The sequence below is a fragment of the Methylobacterium cerastii genome (assembly GCF_022179125.1).
Classification (GTDB): domain Bacteria; phylum Pseudomonadota; class Alphaproteobacteria; order Rhizobiales; family Beijerinckiaceae; genus Methylobacterium; species Methylobacterium cerastii.
Window position 1 is genome coordinate 1 of record NZ_BPQG01000028.1, and the last position, 16,790, is coordinate 16,790.

The 16,790-nt window shown below is 70.7% G+C and carries 14 protein-coding genes and 1 pseudogene; 4 read left to right on the plus strand and 11 right to left on the minus strand.

The window, feature by feature from the left end:
* Positions 1-120: pseudogene (locus MFF13_RS09460) on the plus strand (gamma carbonic anhydrase family protein); the annotation flags it as partial.
* Positions 121-485: 365 nt separating this feature from the next.
* Here MFF13_RS09460 and MFF13_RS09465 read toward each other — a convergent pair.
* The 7 genes from MFF13_RS09465 to rsgA all read right to left on the minus strand — a co-directional run bounded on the left by MFF13_RS09465 (position 486) and on the right by rsgA (position 7,603).
* Positions 486-1,676, minus strand: coding sequence for an MFS transporter (locus MFF13_RS09465; protein ID WP_147754548.1), 1,191 nt, complete (start codon positions 1,674-1,676; stop codon positions 486-488).
* A 105-nt stretch (positions 1,677-1,781) separates the two neighbouring features.
* Positions 1,782-2,297 carry a 2-oxo-4-hydroxy-4-carboxy-5-ureidoimidazoline decarboxylase gene (gene uraD / locus MFF13_RS09470; RefSeq protein WP_147754549.1) on the minus strand — a complete coding sequence of 172 codons (516 nt, stop codon included), beginning with the start codon at positions 2,295-2,297 and terminating at the stop codon, positions 1,782-1,784.
* Positions 2,298-2,313: 16 nt separating this feature from the next.
* The gene (gene uraH / locus MFF13_RS09475; protein ID WP_147754550.1) at positions 2,314-2,661 is read right to left on the minus strand and encodes a hydroxyisourate hydrolase; all 348 of its coding nucleotides are present in this window, start codon (positions 2,659-2,661) and stop codon (positions 2,314-2,316) included.
* 45 nt (positions 2,662-2,706) lie between these two features.
* Positions 2,707-3,159, minus strand: coding sequence for a hydroxyisourate hydrolase (gene uraH, locus MFF13_RS09480; protein ID WP_147754551.1), 453 nt, complete (start codon positions 3,157-3,159; stop codon positions 2,707-2,709).
* Between the two features lie 136 nt (positions 3,160-3,295).
* A complete protein-coding gene (locus MFF13_RS09485; protein WP_147752749.1) occupies positions 3,296-4,672 on the minus strand; it encodes an MFS transporter in 1,377 nt (458 codons plus the stop codon).
* A 134-nt stretch (positions 4,673-4,806) separates the two neighbouring features.
* Positions 4,807-6,444 (minus strand): inorganic phosphate transporter, encoded by a 1,638-nt coding sequence (locus tag MFF13_RS09490; protein WP_147752748.1) that lies wholly within the window; start codon positions 6,442-6,444, stop codon positions 4,807-4,809.
* 145 nt (positions 6,445-6,589) lie between these two features.
* Positions 6,590-7,603 carry a ribosome small subunit-dependent GTPase A gene (gene rsgA, locus MFF13_RS09495; RefSeq protein ID WP_147752753.1) on the minus strand — a complete coding sequence of 338 codons (1,014 nt, stop codon included), beginning with the start codon at positions 7,601-7,603 and terminating at the stop codon, positions 6,590-6,592.
* Positions 7,604-7,970: 367 nt separating this feature from the next.
* Here rsgA and MFF13_RS09500 point away from each other — a divergent pair, with 367 nt between their 5' ends.
* The 3 genes from MFF13_RS09500 to MFF13_RS09510 all read left to right on the plus strand — a co-directional run bounded on the left by MFF13_RS09500 (position 7,971) and on the right by MFF13_RS09510 (position 11,217).
* The gene (locus tag MFF13_RS09500) at positions 7,971-9,962 is read left to right on the plus strand and encodes an acyl CoA:acetate/3-ketoacid CoA transferase (RefSeq protein ID WP_238272066.1); all 1,992 of its coding nucleotides are present in this window, start codon (positions 7,971-7,973) and stop codon (positions 9,960-9,962) included.
* 218 nt (positions 9,963-10,180) lie between these two features.
* Positions 10,181-10,654: a hypothetical protein gene (locus MFF13_RS09505; protein ID WP_238272067.1), complete on the plus strand. Its 474-nt coding sequence runs from the start codon at positions 10,181-10,183 to the stop codon at positions 10,652-10,654.
* Between the two features lie 176 nt (positions 10,655-10,830).
* Entirely contained in the window at positions 10,831-11,217 is a 387-nt protein-coding gene (locus tag MFF13_RS09510; protein ID WP_147752746.1) for a hypothetical protein, read from the plus strand.
* Between the two features lie 43 nt (positions 11,218-11,260).
* Here the strand turns inward: MFF13_RS09510 and MFF13_RS09515 are convergent, their stop codons facing one another.
* From MFF13_RS09515 to gyrB, 4 genes are all read right to left on the minus strand, one after another.
* Positions 11,261-11,725, minus strand: a complete 465-nt coding sequence (locus MFF13_RS09515) for a hypothetical protein (protein ID WP_147830420.1) — start codon at positions 11,723-11,725, stop codon at positions 11,261-11,263.
* 15 nt (positions 11,726-11,740) lie between these two features.
* Positions 11,741-12,310, minus strand: coding sequence for a hypothetical protein (locus MFF13_RS09520; RefSeq protein WP_238272068.1), 570 nt, complete (start codon positions 12,308-12,310; stop codon positions 11,741-11,743).
* A 75-nt stretch (positions 12,311-12,385) separates the two neighbouring features.
* A complete protein-coding gene (locus tag MFF13_RS09525) occupies positions 12,386-13,909 on the minus strand; it encodes a chromosome partitioning protein ParA (RefSeq protein WP_238272069.1) in 1,524 nt (507 codons plus the stop codon).
* A 355-nt stretch (positions 13,910-14,264) separates the two neighbouring features.
* Positions 14,265-16,742: a DNA topoisomerase (ATP-hydrolyzing) subunit B gene (gene gyrB, locus MFF13_RS09530; protein WP_210248460.1), complete on the minus strand. Its 2,478-nt coding sequence runs from the start codon at positions 16,740-16,742 to the stop codon at positions 14,265-14,267.
* Positions 16,743-16,790 lie beyond the last annotated feature (48 nt).

The window sequence follows — 16,790 nt, forward strand, 5'->3', positions numbered from 1 at the left end:
CGCCCGGCCCGCATCCTCGCCCCGCTGGACGCCGAGAAGCGCGCGATGATGGTCCGGATCGTCGAGGGCTATTGCGAGCACGGACGGGAATACCGGAAGGCCGAAGCCGGCCGGGGGTAAGCGCGGGGCGCGCACGAACCCCGCCGCGGCCACCGATTGCCCGGCTTCGGTGCTGTCCAAGGTGCGCGCATCCCCTCGCCCCGCCTGCGCGGAGAGGGCTTTGCCGACCTCGTCGTCGGCAAAGCGAGGCGGCAGCCGACGGTGAGGGGGCGCGCCCCGGAGGAGGCTCCTCCGTTCGCCCCCCACTCACCGCCGCTTCGGCTTCGCCTTCGCTTCCCGCACGGACGACGAGGTCGGTGCGGGCCTCTCCCCGCCCGCTGGGAGAGGGGAACCCGCGCGTCGTCCGAGGCCGTCACGAGAGGCGAAACCCCAATAGCCTGCAGAAGGCGGAGGGAAGCACGCGTCGGAATCGGACTGGCGCGAAACTAAACCTCGCTCGGCACCACCGGCCGAGCCAGCAACACAGCCGTCGCGATCCCCACCGCCAAAATCGTGACGGCGCAGGTGGCCAGGGCCGCGAACTGGCCGACGCCCTGCAGCGCCGCGCCGAGCACCGCGACGCCGAGCGCCTGGCCGCAGAAGAACGAGAACGCGTGGAGCGCCACCGCCGAGGCGCGGGCCTTGGGGGCGACCTCGGTCACCTGCACCTGGAAGGTGTTGTGCAACATGTAGAATCCGAGCCCCATGGCGACCAGCGCCGCCGCGTCGAGCTGCCAGCGGCCGGCCACGCCGATCGTCGTCAGCGCGGCCGCGCAGACGAGGCCGCCGCCGACCAGCATCCGCTGCATCCCGAGGAACCGGACCAGCAGCCCGACCAGGGCGGAGTAGATCAGCCCGCCGACGGCGAAGCCCGCGAGCGCCAGCCCGGCCTCGCGCGGGCCGCCCTCCCCCCGGGCCTCGATCAGCGGTGCGAGGTGCGGGAAGATGCCGAACACCGCGATCGCCTCGACGAACACCGCCGCGAACAGCACGCGGGCGCGGGGGTCGGCGACGATCGTCCGGTAGCGCGTGAGCGCCAGGCCGAATTCGGGGCGCCGCGGCGGGAGGCGCTGGCTCCGGTCGAAGCCGAACAGCGTCGCGGCGCAGCCGAGCACGGCGACGGCGGCGTTGATCGCGAACACCCCGTGCCAGCCGACCCGCCCCTCGATCAGCCCGGCGAAGGTCGAGCCGGAAAGCTGGCCGAGGATGACCGCGACGAGGAACCGGCCGATCGCCACCTGCCGGCGCTCCATCGGCACCCGGTCGCCCATCAGGGCGAGCGCCAGCGGGATCACCCCGCCGGCGGCCGCGCCCGCCACCATCCGCAGGCCGAACAGCAGGCGCAGGTCCTGGGCCAGGGCGCAGCCGGCGAGCGCCACGACCAGCACCGCGAGGCAGGCGGCGATGACCCGCTCCTTGCCGACCGCGTCGCCCACCGGCCCGAGGATCGGCTGGATCAGCGCGTAGGGCAGCGCGAAGGCGGTCGAGAGCAGGGCCACGGTGTGGGCGTCGCTGCCGAGGTCGCGCGCCAGCACGCCGACCAGCGGCTCGACCGAGCGCCATGCGAAGGTGCTGGAGAAGCCCGCCGCGGCGAGCACCAGGATCAGGCGAGCGGTCGAGGCGGTGGAGGCCGTCATGCGCCGTGGCTCGGGAACGCCCGGCGGCAGGGGCCGGACCGTGCCCGGCCTAGCCGACATCCGCCCGGTTTGCATCCCCGTCGCTGCCTTCGCCGGCGGACGCCGTCACCCGGCGGAGCCGACGATCCGGTCGAGGCGCATGCGCGTGATCGTCGCGATCTCGCTTAGCGCCGCCTCGGCCTCGGTGTCCGCGTCGCGGGCCAGCCTCTGCTCGAACACCTCCAGGATCGCCTCCCGGCTCCGGCCGCGGACCGCGATGATGAACGGGAAGCCGAACTTTTCGCGGTAGGCCGCGTTCAGCCGGTCGAAGCGGTCGAAGTCGGCGACGGTGAGGGCGTCCAGCCCGGCGCTGCCCTGCTCGGCGACCGAGTCCGCCGTCATCTGCCGTGCCCGCGCCGCGGCGCCCGCGAGTTCGGGGTGCCCGTTGAGGAAGGCGAGCCGTTCCGCCGCGGGCGCCGCGCGAACGACGGCGACCATCGCCGCATGCAGGGCGGCGACGCTCGCGAACGGCCGGGCCGCGTAGGCGCGCTCGGCCACCCAGGGCGCGTGCTCGAACGTGGCGGCGAGGAGCGCCACGAAGCCGTCGCGATCGAGGGCGTCGACGGCTGCGATGTCCGGCATCGGGTCCACGCGGGCCTCAGCTGCCGCGATAGGTGGTGCAGCTGCCCGGCGTGCACAGCATCGGCACGTGGTAGTGCTGCTTCACGTCGAAGATCGCGAACCGCACGACGGCGTCGTCGACGAACGGCTCGGCGGCGTCGGGCAGCGTCTTGAAGTAGTCGTCGATGTGGAACTCGAGCTGGTACTCGCCGACCTTCGCGTCGGCGGCGGCGACCACCGGGCCGTCGGTGCGCCCGTCGGCGTTGGTGGTCATCGACTTCACGAAGCGCCACCCGTCGCCCTCCCTGATCGAGAGGTCGATCCTGACGCCTGCCGCGGGGCGCCCGCGCTGCGCATCGAGGACGTGCGTGCTGATCCCGGCCATGGTTTTCGACTTTCCTGATGATGGGTCGGAGACGGCGGGGCGCCCTCAACTTCCGCGGTAGTACGAGTAGCCCCAGGGCGAGAACAGGATCGGCAGGTGGTAGCGCTGGGTGACGTCGCGGACGACGAAGCGCACCGGCACCAGGCCGAGGAAGTTCGGGCTCGGCAGCTTGACGCCGAGCGCCTGGAAGTAGGCCTCGACATGCAGCAGCAGCTCGTAACGGCCGGCCTTGAGCGCGTCGTCCACCAGCAGCGGGTCCGCAGGCCGTCCGGTCGGCGAGGTCGTCACGGTCTTGAGCGGGCGGTAGCCGTCGCCGTCGCGGATCGACAGGTCGCAGACCATGCCGGCGCCGGGCGTGCCGTGGAAGTTGTCGATCGCATGCATCGTCAGGCGGGGTCCGAGGCCCGCCTGCGAGGTCGGCGCGACGGTGAGCGCGCCGGGCTTCTGCGGCGCGGGCGGGGACGTCTGCGCGAGGGCGCCGGTTGAGGCCGCAGCCATGCCGCCGGCTCCGGCGATGACGAGGGAGCGGCGCGTGAGCAAAGGTCGGTCCAAGGGTTCGGTCCTCGCGGGAGACGGTTCGGGCGACGGTTCGGGATGGGGGCCGGGGTCGGGGGACGGCGCTGCGGGTCGCCGCTCAAGGCAGGGCCGTCTCGCCGGCGGCGGCGACCGCGCGCGCCTCGGCCTGCCGCCTGGGCGCCGGGGCGGGAATGAACGCCAGGATCAGGATGACGGTGGCGAACTCGAAGGCCGCCACGAGCCAGAGGCCGGTGGAGACCGAGCCCGTGGCCTCCTTCAGGTAGCCCATGGCGGCCGGCGCGCCGAAGCCGGCGAGGTTCGCCACCGCATTGATCAGCGCGATGCCGGCGGCCGCGGCCGAGCCGGCCAGGAACTGGCCGGGGATCTGCCAGAACACCGGGATGGCGCTCATCGTGCCGACGATGGCCAGCGTCAGGGCCGCGAGCGCGAGGTAAGGGCTTCCCGGGACGAGGAAGCCGAGGAGCGCGATCGAGACGGAGCCGCCCAGGGCCGCGAGCCCGCAATGGTAGCGCGCCTCGCCGGTCCGGTCCGAATGCCGGCCGTTGAGGATCATCCCGGCCCCGCCGCAGAGGTAGGCGCCCGACATGATCCAGCCGACTGTCGCCGGATCGGTGAAGCCGGCCTCGCGCACGATCGTCGGCCCGAAGAAGGTGAGCGCGGAGTTGGCCGTGACGATGCAGAAGAAGATCGCGATGCACTGCCAGACCCGCAGGTCGGCGAGTGAGGCCAGGATCCGGTGCTCGCGGGGGCCGAGCGCCGCCGCGTCGCGGGCGAGGTCGGCGGCGACCAGCGCCCGCGCCTCGGGCGCGAGCCAGCCGGCCTTCTCGGGCCGGTCGGTGAGGTAGGCCAGCGTGACGAGGCCCGCGAGGATCGACGGGATGCCCTCGATCAGGAACACCCATTGCCAGCCGGACCAGCCGTTGGCGCCGTCGAGGCCCGTCATGATCGTGCCGGCCAGAGGTCCGCCGATCACGCCGGCGAGCGCCGAGGCCGACATGAACAGGCCGAACACGCGGGCCCGCCGCCCGGTCGGATACCAGTAGGTCAGGTACAGGATCACCCCGGGATAGAACCCGGCCTCGAAGATCCCGAGGAGGAGCCGGAGCAGGTAGAAGGCCGGCACGGTGGTGACGAACATCATCGCCACGCAGCAGATCCCCCAGAGGATGGTGATCCGGGCGATGGTCTTGCGGGCGCCGACCCGTTCGAGCAGCAGGTTGCTCGGGACCTCGAACAGGAAGTAGCCGACGAAGAAGATCCCGGCGCCGACGCCGTAGACCGTCTCGCTGAACTTCAGGTCGCCCAGCATCTGCAGCTTGGCGAAGCCGATGTTGACCCGGTCGATCCACGACAGGATCCAGAGGGCCATCAAGAACGGCAGCAGCCGCCACGTGATCGTCCGGTACGCGGCCTCGCGCGTCGCGCGCTCGGCCGCGGATGGGATCGTGGGCACGGGTTGGACCAGGGCCGGCATCGGAGTCCGCGCGAGGGACCCGGCCTGCGATCACGGGCGGCGCCGGCCGCCGCGCGGTGCGTCCGGGCGTCGGCGCCCTGGCATGCAACCTTCGAGCCAGGGCGCGGACCGCGTCGCGGCCCGCGCGGCCCTGTTCAGAACACGTGGCGGAGGATGAAGAACAGCACGCCCGCCAGGGTGATCGCCGCCGGCAGCGTCAGCACCCACGCCAGCGCCATGTTGCGCACGGTCGACATCTGCAGCCCGGAGCCGTTGGCCGCCATGGTGCCGGCGACGCCCGAGGACAGGATGTGCGTGGTCGAGACCGGCAGGCCGTAGACCTCGGCCAGGCCGATCGTGCCGGCGGCCACGAGCTCGGCCGAGGCGCCCTGCGCGTAGGTGAGGTGGGTCTTGCCGATCTTCTCGCCGACGGTGACGACGATGCGCTTCCAGCCGACCATGGTGCCCAGCCCCAGCGCCAGGGCGACGCAGACCTTCACCCAGGTCGGGATGTAGCGCGTGCCGTCGTTGAGGAGGCCCGCATAGGCCTTCAGCGTGCCGGCCTCGGCCTCCGAGAAGCTGGCGCCGTTCTTCGGCAGCAGCCGGATCGCGTCGGTGGCGAGGTACATGTCGTTGCGCAGGTTTGAGGTCTGCGCCGCCGGCACCTGCTTGATCGCGCCGTAGTTCTTCACGTTGGCGGCGATGTCGGTGGAGAGTGCGGCCAGCGCGCCGTAGACCGCCGGCTGGTTCAGGTCCTTGGTCTTGAGGGCGTCCGAGACCTCCTTGCGGGCGGCCGCGGCGTCGGGCTGGGCCGTGGTGCCGGCGTGGCTGGCGAACACCGTGCTGGCGTTCTGCGAGGTCTGGATGAAGGCCGGCGTGGTGTCGTCGGCCATGGTGCGGTTGAGGGCGTAGGCAGTCGGCGCGGCGCCGATCAGGATCAGCATGATCAGGCCCATGCCCTTCTGGCCGTCGTTGCCGCCGTGGAAGAACGAGACCAGCGTGCAGGTCAGGATCAGCAGCGAGCGGATCCAGAGCGGGGGCGGCGTGTCGCCCTTCGGCGCCTCGTAGAGGTCCTTGCGCCGCACGGTGAACTTGAGCGCCAGCAGCAGGAGCGCCGCGGCGACGAAGCCGATGAGCGGGCTGAACAGCAGCGCCTTGAACACGCCGAGCGCCTGGGCCCAGTCGACGCCCGAGGTCGCGGAGCCCTCCGGCGCCATCAGCTGGTTGGCGAGCCCGACGCCGATCACCGAGCCGATCAGCGCGTGCGAGGAGGAGTTCGGCAGGCCGAAGGCCCAGGTGCCGAGGTTCCAGATGATCGCGGCGATGAGCAGGGCGAAGATCATCGCGTAGCCGGCGCCGGACCCGACCTGCAGGATCAGCTCCACCGGCAGCAGCGTGACGATGGCGTAGGCCACCGCGCCCGAGGACAGCATCACCCCGAGGAAGTTGAAGGCGCCCGACCAGATCACCGCCACGAGCGGCGGCATCGAGTGGGTGTAGATCACGGTCGCCACCGCGTTGGCGGTGTCGTGGAAGCCGTTCACGAACTCGAAGGCGAGCGCGATCAGCAGGGCGAGCCCGAGGAGGACGAAGGCGCCGATCGCCAGCGGCGACTGGCCGACGGCGTTCATGTCGGCGATCAGGCTGACGACGGCGTAGACCAGGCCCGCCACCAGGACGAGCAGGAAGGCGATGATCCCGCCCGGATGCATGCCGCGATCGAGCGTCGGACCCGAGGCGCGCCGCGGTTCGGCGCCCACCCGGGGCGGCGTCAGGCTGGCGGAATCGGACATGATGGATCTCGACGGCGATCGGAGTTCAGCCGCCTTCGGATAGGCGCCGCGCATGATGGTCCGGTGACGCCGTGCGCACGGACGGCCGATCCGCGCGGGACGGCGCGGTTACGACTCCCCGAAAGCCTGAAGACCGGTCGCGCGCTCAGTGCCTGCGCGGGCGGCGGGGCGCCGTCGCCGGGGTCTTGTCGCGGTTCTCCTCGACGAGCTTGCGCCAGCGGTCCAGGCGGTCGGGGTCGAGGGCGCCCTCGGCGATGGCGGCCTGCACCGCGCAGCCGGGCTCGTGGGCGTGGGTGCAGTCGCGGAACCGGCAGTCGGGCGCCAGCTCGGTGATCTCGGCGAACAGCGTCTCGATCCCCTCCGCGGCGTCGCTGACGTGGAGCGTGCGCATCCCCGGCGTGTCGATCACCCAGCCGCCGCCCGCCATCGCGTGCAGCGAGCGCGCCGTCGTGGTGTGGCGCCCCTTGGCGTCGTGCTCCCGGATCGCGCCGGTCTCCTGCGGCGCGTCCTGGCCGGGCCCGGCCAGCGTGTTGACGAGCGTCGACTTGCCGACGCCGGACGAGCCGACCAGCGCCACGGTCTGCCCGGGCCCGCACCAGGGCGCCAGCGCCGCCGCGGCGTCCGGGCTGCGCGGGTTGACGCCGACCACCGACAACCCGCGCTGGAGCGCTGCGGCCTGCCGGCGGTAGGCCTCGACGTCGTCGGTCAGGTCGCCCTTGGTGAGGAGGATCACCGGATCGGTGCCGCCCTGGTTGGCGAGCGCGAGGTAGCGCTCCAGGCGGGCCGGGTTGAAGTCGGCGTTGCACGAGGTGACGACGAACAGGGTGTCGACGTTGGCGGCCGCCACCTGCGGGACCTTGCCGCCTTCGGTGCGCCGCTGCAGCACGGTCCTGCGCGACAGCCGCCGGTGCAGGGTCAGGGTCCGCGGGTCGGCCAGGACCCAGTCGCCGACCGTCACGTCGCCGGTGCTGGCGTGGACCGGCAGCAGCAGCTCGACGGGGCCGGCGGTCGACAGGGCGGTCAGGCGGGAGCGGTGGACCAGGGCGATCCGCATCGGCGCGAAGTCGGCCTCGGCCGGCGCGCGCTGGTCCTCGAAGAAGTCGGACCAGCCGAGGCTGGCCGCGCCTTCGGTCGGCAGGGGAGCGCCTGGGGATGACAAGGCCGCGCCTGCGGCCGGGAGGGCGTGGGGATGATCGGTCACGGCTTCAGCCCATGACACGGCGCCGGCCGGCTGACCAGCGAGCCGCGGACCGGCCGAACTCGCCGAGGAGACCCGGCGACCGCCCGCGGTTGGCGTTCCAGCCCCGCCCGACTGAATGCAATATTCTCTCGGCCGACGAGCGAGTTAATTTCAACGTCCCGACAAATAATGTTCGTTTGCAGGGTGGCGCCGGCTTGCCCTAACCTCCCCGAATGCGGTTTCGCGCGGCCATCCCGTCGCGATCCGTCAAGAATAGAGCCTGACCCAACAGGCGCCGCCGAACAGCGGCAACGAGACCGGAACGGTCGTCGGCAGGGAGAGTGGCGTGAAGAAGAACAAGATCGTCAGCGCCGACGAGGCGATCGCGCTCATCCGCACCGACGACGTCGTCACGACGACCGGCTTCGTGCAGAGCTGCATCCCCGAGGCGCTGCACGCCGCCCTCGAGAAGCGCTTCGTCGAGACCGGCGCGCCCGGCAACCTCACCCTGATCATGACGGCGGGCGCCGGCGACAGCAAAGGGCTGGGCACCGGGCGCCTCCACCACGAGGGCCTGCTCGGGCGGGTGATCGCGGCGAACTTCGGGCGGATGCCGAAGGTGGCGCAGGCCGCCCAGGACAACCGCATCCGCGGCTACAACCTGCCGCAGGGCGTGATCTCGCAGCTCTACCGCGCCTGCGCGGCCGGCCAGCCGGGCCTGTTCTCGAAGGTCGGCCTGCACACCTACGTCGACCCGCGCCACGGCGGCGGCCGGGTGAACACCGTGACCACCGAGGAGATCGTCAAGGTCGTGGAAGTCGAGGGCGAGGAGTGGCTGTTCTACCGGGCCACCAAGATCGACGTCGCCTTCATCCGCGCCACCAGCGCCGACCCGTCGGGCAACCTCTGCGTCTCCAAGGAGGCGCTGACGCTGGACAACCTCGCCCAGGCGATGGCGGCGCGCAACAACGGCGGCATCGTCATCGCGCAGGTGGAGCGCATCGTCGAGCAGGGCTCGATCAAGCCCAAGGACGTGCGCGTGCCGGGCATCCTGGTCGACTGCGTCGTGGTGGCGCCGCCCGAGCACCACCGCATGAATTACGGCGTCCAGCACGACGCGGCGCTCGCCGGCGAGATCCGCGTGCCGGTGACCGGCCTCAAGAAGATGACGCTCGACGCGCGCAAGATCATCGCGCGCCGCGCCGCGTTCGAGCTGCCGCCGAACGGCGTGGTCAACCTCGGCGTCGGCGCGCCCGAAGGCATCTCGTCGGTCGCCAACGAGGAGAAGGTCACCCCCTACATCACCCTGACGACCGAGGCCGGGGCGGTGGGCGGCGTGCTGGCCTCGGGCTCGAGCTTCGGCGCGGCGACCAACGCCGACGCGATCATCGACCAGAACCAGATGTTCGACTTCTACGACGGCGGCGGCCTCGACATGACCTGCCTGGGGCTCGCCGAATGCGACGGCGCCGGCAACGTCAACACCAGCCGCTTCGGCGGCCGGCTCAACGGCTGCGGCGGCTTCATCAACATCTCGCAGAACGCCCGCAAGGTGGTGTTCGCCGGCACCTTCACCTCCGGCGGCCTCGTCACCGAGATCGACGAGGGGCGCCTGCGGATCGTGCAGGAGGGGCGCTCGCGCAAGTTCGTGGCGGCCGTCGAGCAGAACACCTTCAGCGGGCCGTTCGCGCAGGAGCGCCGCCAGCCGGTGCTCTACGTGACGGAGCGCTGCGTCTTCAACCTGACGCAGGCCGGGCTGGAGCTGATCGAGGTGGCTCCGGGCATCGACATCGGCCGCGACATCCTCGCCCACATGGACTTCACGCCGGTGATCGAGAACCCGATCCCGATGGACCTGCGCATCTTCCGCGACGAGCCGATGGAGCTCCTGGCCGACCTCCTGAACCTCAACCTGCCCGACCGGGTCAGCTACGACCCGGGCCGAAACCTGCTCTTCGTCAACCTCGAAGGCTGGCAGGTCCGCTCGAAGGGCGACATCGACGCCCTGCGGCAGGTGCTCGAGACCGCCTGCCTGAAGGCCGGGCAGCGGGTGAACTCGGTGGTCAACCACGACGGGTTCCGCATCGGCGAGAACCTCTACGACGACTACGCCGAGATGATCGAGTACCTGTCGAAGTACCACTACCTCACGACGACGCGCTACGCGACGAGCGCCTTCCTGCGCCTGAAGATGCAGGAGGCCCTGAGCCGCCGCGGCCTCGCCCCGCACGTGTTCGAGCGCCGCTCGGAGGCCCACGCCTTCCTCGAAGCCGCCGAGCGCGAGGCGGCCGCGCAGCAGGCGTTGGCCGACGTCATCCCGTTGCGCGCCGCCAGCTGACCCACGGTCCGGCGGTCGTCCGGGCCGGCTTCGGCCTGAGACCCACGCAGGCGGAACAGGGCCGGTGAGCGCCGGCCCGATCGCGGTCGCACATCCGCCCGTGGCGGGATGGCATCGTCCGGGTGGACAAGGCGGCCTTTTCACGCTTCCTAGACGGCTTCTCCCGGACGGCCCGCGGATGGCATATTCGGGATGACGGTGGCGGTGGCGGAAGGGTCATGATGGGTCCGGCGAACGAGTATCCTTGGGAGAAGGCCTCCGAGCCGGCGCCGGCCGCCGAGAGCCATCTCGCGAACGTACTGCGGCTGGTCGGCACGTCCGGCGGCAGCGTCGCAGCCGTCCCGGCGCGGCCTTCGCCGTCGCAGGATTGGTCGAAGCTGATCGATTGCGTCCGTCACGCGGCCCATCAGACCCGCGCGGTCGAGGCCGCGGTCCAGAAGAAGGAGATGCACGTCCAAGAGGTTCTCGAACGCGTCCGCGAGGATGTGAAGAGCGCCGGAGAGCGCGTCCGGGCGGCCGAGGCGCGGGTGGTCGAGATCCAGAGCCGAACCGATGCCCTGCTCAGGGCCGCGGACGAGCGGGTGGCTGCGGCGGAGGAGCGGGCGCGCATCGCCGAGGACTGGCTGTCCCGCGTCTACGACACGATCGCGAGCGAGTTCGGCCTGGATCCGGACCTGAAGCGGAGTGCCTGATGGCCCCTGTCGCGCGACGTCCCGCGGCCGCGCCGATGGCGGATGAGCCGGATGTCCGGGCGGCCGAGGCCGGGCGCGGCCGTTCGAGGGTCGCGGCCGATGCGACGGCGGCGAACACGGTCGTTCCTCTGTTCGCGGCTCCGGAGGTCGCGGGCGGACCGTCCGGACCGGGTCAGGTGGTCGATTGGCCGTCGGCCATCGCGCAGATCCGCGAGGCCGGCGCGCACCTTCGCCGGATGCACGACGTCGCGCAGGCGATGTCCCGGCACGCGCGGGCGATGATCCGCCGCAGCCTTGATCAGACGGAGGAGGCCGAGCGGCGAGCCCACACCGCCGAAGCCGCGGCCGTGGCGGCCAGCCTGCGCGCCGACGGGGCGGAGGAGCGGCTTCGGCAGGCCGAGGCGCGGGCGCGGCTTGCGGAGGATCGCGCCGCCATCGCGGTGGCCGCGGAAGCCGAAGCGCAGATCTGGCTCAGGCGAACCTATGCCTGCCTGAAGGCCGAGTCTTCGAACACCGAGTCTTCGAACACCAAGCCCGCGAAGGGCGACACGCAGACCCGGTGAAGCGATCCCGAGGGTCCGGGGCGATCGGCGCCGAGGGGAACCTTCAGGATGCGGAAAACTCGTCGCTGATGATGCCCTGAAGGCGCACGAGCCAGTCCTCGGCGGTCTGCGCCCGCTCTTCCGCGGCGAGGGTCTTCCGGTCCGCATCCGCGGCTCGGGTCCTGGCCGCCTCGCACTGCATCGCCGAGGCGTCCTTCGCGATCCTCGCCTCGGTGAGGGCGGCCTGAAGTTCGGTAACCTCCCGGCGCAACACGACGATCTCGTAGTTCAATGCGTCGATGTCCGCCGCGAACGCCTCGCGTTCCCGCTGGACTTGATACACCAGCTTGTTGGCCTGGATCTGGATGGTCTGCCGCCATGCCTCGAGGCGGTGCATGCCCTCGCTGGCCTGGGCGATGAGCCTGAGCGCCGTTTCGGGATCGAACCCCGCCGATCGCGAAGGCACGTAGAGGACGACGGAGCCGCTCTTTCCGGCCTTCGAATTGTCCGACACCATGAAATCCGACACAGGCGGGGGGCTCGCTCAGCCGGCGGCGTCGGCGTGCGACGAATCCGTTTCCTGCGCCTTCCTCTGGCCGAAGGCCGCGAACACCGCATCGTGCAGGCGCACCAGCCAGGCCTCGGCGTCACCAGCCCGCGCCTCGGCGTCGCCGGCGCGGGTCTCGGCGAGGCGGGCCCGTTCCTCCGCGCGCGCCAACTTCTGTTCCCCGGCCGCGATCTGCTGGTTAAGGCGACGCATCTCCTCGGAGGCCTGCGTGACCACGTGGTTGAGCTGCGCTTCCAGTTCGGCGGCTCTCTGCTCGCCGATGCGGATCGCCTCGCTGGCCTCCTGGATGAGATCGATGGCGGAGGACCATTCGCGCAGGGGGGCGCCGCCCCCTTCGGGCGCGCCCGCCGCCTCGCCGCCCGCCGTGTTCTCGAACGACGGCAGAAGGCTGACGATCTTCTCGCCCGGCTTGCCCGCGTTGACCTGCCACGCGCGCAGCATCATCGCGGACCCCGAAGACGACGACGCATCCTTTTGAGCAGTGTCGGACATGGCGAATTCCCGGATGATCGGTTGGGGATAGAGCCGTTCCTTGTCGCGCTGCAAGCGGGAGCGGCTCTAGGTCTCTGTTATGACGTGCTTTCTTTCGCAGGACCGGCGTCCACGTCCGCGGAAAGAACGCTAGCTGGCTTGGTCCGGATGCAGGAACGGACGCACGTTGCTCGGTTCCTGCGGGGCGGCATCGGGGCCCGGCCGCCCCATGTCCTCCTCCATGCCGCGCCAGCCGCGCCCGGAGCGCTTGAGGGCCTCGTACTGCTTCTGGAGCGTGACCCGGGTCTCCCGGGCGATGTCCAGCGCGCCCTGCACGAGGGCGCGTTCCGAGCGCTCGTTCTGGAGATCCTCCGTCAGGCGGCGCGTCGTCGTCTCGAACTCCGTCCGTGCGGCTTCCTGGCGATGAACGATCTGCTCGATCCGCTCGGTGAGGGCCGCGTTGCGCACGCCTGCCTGCTCCAGGGCGGCATCCTTCGCGGCCAGCGCCTTGCTGAGCATGTCGCATCGCGCATCGAGTTCCGCGCGCAGGCGCTGCATCTCGAGGAAGCGTTCCGTCTGACGGGCCAGATCGCTCTGGAGGGAGTCGAGGCGCCGTTCCGCGGTCGTGCGGGCGATGCTCGCCTCCTTGAAGTTGCGGTCGGCGATGCGATGCGCCTCGTCCTTCTCGCGCAGCTGATTGCGCGATTGCGTGAGCAGCTGCTCATGGGAATCGGCCCGGTTGGTCGCCGCCTCCAGCTTCATCGCCAAGCCCGCACGCTCGGTGCGCAGCGTCGTCATCTCGGCTTCGTGCTGCGCCTCGTTGCGCTCGCGCAAAGCCGTCTCGGCGGCGAGCTGGGCTTCGACGGCGCGCAGGCGCTGCCGTTCGCCCTCCGCGATCCCTTCCAGGTTCCGGTGCCGGGCCGCCAGCTCCGAGAGCTGCCCGGCCTGCTCCTCGCTCAGCCCCTGGAGCCTACGGCTTTCCTGCTCCAAGGCACTCAGGCTCTCCCGGGCGCCCAGCAGATCGTGTTCCGATCGCGCGAGGGCGCTGTCAGCGGCCTGAGCCTCCAGGCGAAGCGCCTTGTTCTCGCCGGTCAGGGCCTTGGTCTGCTCGATCTCCGCGAACAGTTGACGGTCCAGGTTCTCGATGGCGAGCGTCTTGTCGCGCAGTTCCACGCGTTGCGTGGCCACCGTCGCCTCCCCGGCCTGCAGATGATCCTCGGCCCGGCTCGCGCGGGCCAGCGCATCCGACAGTTCGCCCGCCAGGGTCGAGATGCGCGTCGACAGCTCTGCGACTTCGAGGCGGATCGTGCGTCCGGACTGGAATTCCTGGGCCAGCGACGTCTCGAGTTCCGCGATGCGCATGCTGGCGCGCGGGAGTTCGTCGCTGATGCTGATGATCGGCTCGAGGATCGACGAGAAGTCGTCCTGCAGCGTGCGGAGGTCGTCCAGGCGATCGACCATCGCCTCGATCCGCTGCCGGACGATCTCGTCGCGCTGGCCGATCGAGTCGAGCGAGGAGCGGAGGGTTTCCGACTTGGGCTTGGCGCGCTCGGTGGAGGCGGCGGCGCGGACGTCGGCCTGCGGCAGGCCTCGATCGGCCCGGGCAGCCCGTTCGGACGCCTCGCGCTGGGGCGAGGGGGAAGGCGAGGGAGCGGGCGGTGTCGGCGACAGCACGTTTCGGAAGGACGTCCAAGCCATCGCAGCGACACTTCTCCACGGCATGCCGGCCCGTTGCGAGCCTTCTGCCGCGCATAGCTAGCACTTTTTCTACAAATTAAAAAGCATGACAGTAAATTTTCGACGAAACGGCGCATGCAATATCAGAGAAAGGCATTGCCAACATTCAAGTTTTCCCAAGTCAAAACGTCCGACCGACGCTGAGCAAGGTTATGACTTGCTCGACGAGAGACTTATTCTCCTGTGGAAAAGGCGGGATCGCTTTCAGATCTGAAGAGTGCGGCCACGCCGAGACATCTCGGCGAACCTGCGGCGTTCCGTGGTTCGACCGCCGCCGCACCCTGGATAAGTCTTACACGTCGAGGTTCGCCACGCTCAGCGCGTTCTCCTGGATGAACTCGCGGCGGGGCTCGACCACGTCGCCCATCAGCTTGACGAAGAGGTCGCCGGCCTCCTCGGTATCCTTGACCTTCACCTGGAGCAGCGAGCGGATGTCGCGGTCGAGCGTCGTCTCCCAGAGCTGCTGCGCGGTCATCTCGCCCAAGCCTTTGTAGCGCTGGAGCTGCAGCCCCTTGCGGCCGAAGGCCATCACCGCCTCGAACAGGGCGGCCGGCCCGTGCAGGACCGTCGACTCGCCCTTGCGCGAGAACGTCACCGGCTCGCCGTAGATCTCGCGGAGCGCGTCGGCGCGGTCGACCAGGCGCCGCGCCTCCTGCGAGGCGATCAGGCCGGCGTCCAGCGTCGCGACCTGGCGCACGCCGCGCAGAGTCCGCCCGAAGACGTAGCCGCCGTCGGCCGCCTCGCCCTGCCAGCCCTGCTCGATGTCGTCGGCGATGGCGTCGAGGCGCTTGGCCGTCACGTCGGCCAGCACCTCGGCCTCGCCGGCATGCTCGGCCGCCTCCGGCCGGAACGCGCCGGCCAGCACCGCCTGCTCGACGACCGAGCGGTCGTAGCGGGTGTGGAGGTTCAGCAGGATGCCGCGGAAGGCGCGGGCCTCCTCGACCAGGGTCTTGAGCTGCGGCCCGCCGAACGCGGCGCCCGACGCCAGCGTCAGCGTCGCGCCCTCGACGCCCTGGTCGATCAGGTAGTCCTCGAGCGCGCGCTCGTCCTTGAGGTAGAGCGCCTTGCGGCCGCGCTCGGCTTTGTAGAGCGGCGGCTGGGCGATGTAGAGGTGCCCGCGCTCGATCAGCTCCGGCATCTGCCGGAAGAAGAAGGTCAGCAGCAGGGTGCGGATGTGCGAGCCGTCCACGTCCGCGTCGGTCATGATGATGATGCGGTGGTAGCGCAGCTTGTCCGGGTTGAAGCCCTCGCGGTCGGTCGAGGACCGCCCGATCCCGGCCCCCAACGCGGTGATCAGCGTGCCGATCTCGGCCGAGCCCAGCATCCGGTCGGCGCGCACGCGCTCCACGTTGAGGATCTTGCCCCGCAGCGGCAGCACCGCCTGGAACGTCCGGTCGCGGCCCTGCTTGGCCGAGCCGCCGGCCGAGTCGCCCTCGACCAGCAGGATCTCGCACTTGCTCGGGTCGCGCTCCTGGCAGTCGGCGAGTTTGCCCGGCAGCGAGGCGATGTCGAGCGCGCCCTTGCGGGTCACGGTCTCGCGGGCCTTGCGCGCGGCCTCGCGGGCGGAGGCGGCCAGGATCACCTTGCTCATCACCGAGCGGGCCTGGGACGGGTTCTCCTCGAGCCAGTTAGACAGGCCCTCGTTGAGCACGTTCTCCACCGCCGGGCGCACCTCGGAGGAGACGAGCTTGTCCTTGGTCTGGGACGAGAACTTCGGGTCCGGCACCTGCACCGAGATCACTGCGGTCAGGCCCTCGCGGCAATCCTCGCCGGTGAGGGTGATCTTCTCGCGCTTGGCGATGCCGGAGGATTCCGCGTAGCCGGTGACCTGGCGGGTCAGCGCGGCGCGGAAGCCCGCCATGTGGGTGCCGCCGTCGCGCTGCGGGATGTTGTTGGTGAAGGGCAGCACGGTCTCGTTGAACGAGTCGTTCCACCACAACGCCACCTCGACGCGGATGCCGTCGCGCTCGGCGCGCACCATCACCGGCTTGCTGACCCCGTCGATGGGTTTGCGCGAGCGGTCGAGGTAGCGCACGAACGCCTCGATCCCGCCCTCGTAGTACAGCTCCTCGCGCCGGTGCTCGGCGTGGCGCGCGTCGGTGAGCACGATCCGGACGCCGGAATTGAGGAAGGCGAGCTCGCGCAGGCGCTTCTCCAGCGTCGCGAAGTCGAACTCGATCATCGTGAAGGTGTCGGTCGAGGGCAGGAAGCTGACCTCGGTTCCCTTACGCCCCTCGCCGGGGCCCTCCACCTTGAGCGGAGCCACGGCGTCGCCGTGGCGGAACTCCATCGTGTGCTCCTTGCCGTTGCGCCAGATGCGCAGGCGCAGCCATTGCGACAGGGCGTTGACGACCGAGACGCCGACGCCGTGCAGGCCGCCCGAGACCTTGTAGGAGTTCTGGTCGAACTTACCGCCGGCGTGCAGCTGGGTCATGATGACCTCGGCCGCCGAGACGCCCTCCTCCTTGTGGATGTCCACCGGGATGCCGCGGCCGTTGTCCGAGACGGTGCAGGAGCCGTCGGCGTTCAGCGTCACGGTGACGAGGTCGGCGTGCCCCCCCAGCGCCTCGTCGATGGCGTTGTCCACCACCTCGTAGACCATGTGGTGGAGGCCAGAGCCGTCGTCGGTGTCGCCGATATACATGCCTGGGCGCTTGCGCACCGCATCGAGGCCCTTGAGCACGCGGATCGATTCCGCGCCGTAGGCGTCGACGAACTCGGCGGGTGGCACGGCGCCCTGGGACGGGTCGTTCGGGTTCTGGTCAGACATCAAGGTCCTCGGGCAGGCGGGTCTGAGCGCGAGGGTCCGGCGCCCGCT

Excerpts from the sequence above, each read along its gene's own strand:
- MFF13_RS09465 (WP_147754548.1), bottom strand. The coding sequence starts at position 1,676 with ATGACGGCCTCCACCGCCTCGACCGCTCGCCTGATCCTGGTGCTCGCC.
- uraD (WP_147754549.1), bottom strand. The coding sequence starts at position 2,297 with ATGCCGGACATCGCAGCCGTCGACGCCCTCGATCGCGACGGCTTCGTG.
- uraH (WP_147754550.1), bottom strand. The coding sequence starts at position 2,661 with ATGGCCGGGATCAGCACGCACGTCCTCGATGCGCAGCGCGGGCGCCCC.
- uraH (WP_147754551.1), bottom strand. The coding sequence starts at position 3,159 with ATGGCTGCGGCCTCAACCGGCGCCCTCGCGCAGACGTCCCCGCCCGCG.
- MFF13_RS09485 (WP_147752749.1), bottom strand. The coding sequence starts at position 4,672 with ATGCCGGCCCTGGTCCAACCCGTGCCCACGATCCCATCCGCGGCCGAG.
- MFF13_RS09490 (WP_147752748.1), bottom strand. The coding sequence starts at position 6,444 with ATGTCCGATTCCGCCAGCCTGACGCCGCCCCGGGTGGGCGCCGAACCG.
- MFF13_RS09505 (WP_238272067.1), top strand. The coding sequence starts at position 10,181 with ATGATGGGTCCGGCGAACGAGTATCCTTGGGAGAAGGCCTCCGAGCCG.
- gyrB (WP_210248460.1), bottom strand. The coding sequence starts at position 16,742 with ATGTCTGACCAGAACCCGAACGACCCGTCCCAGGGCGCCGTGCCACCC.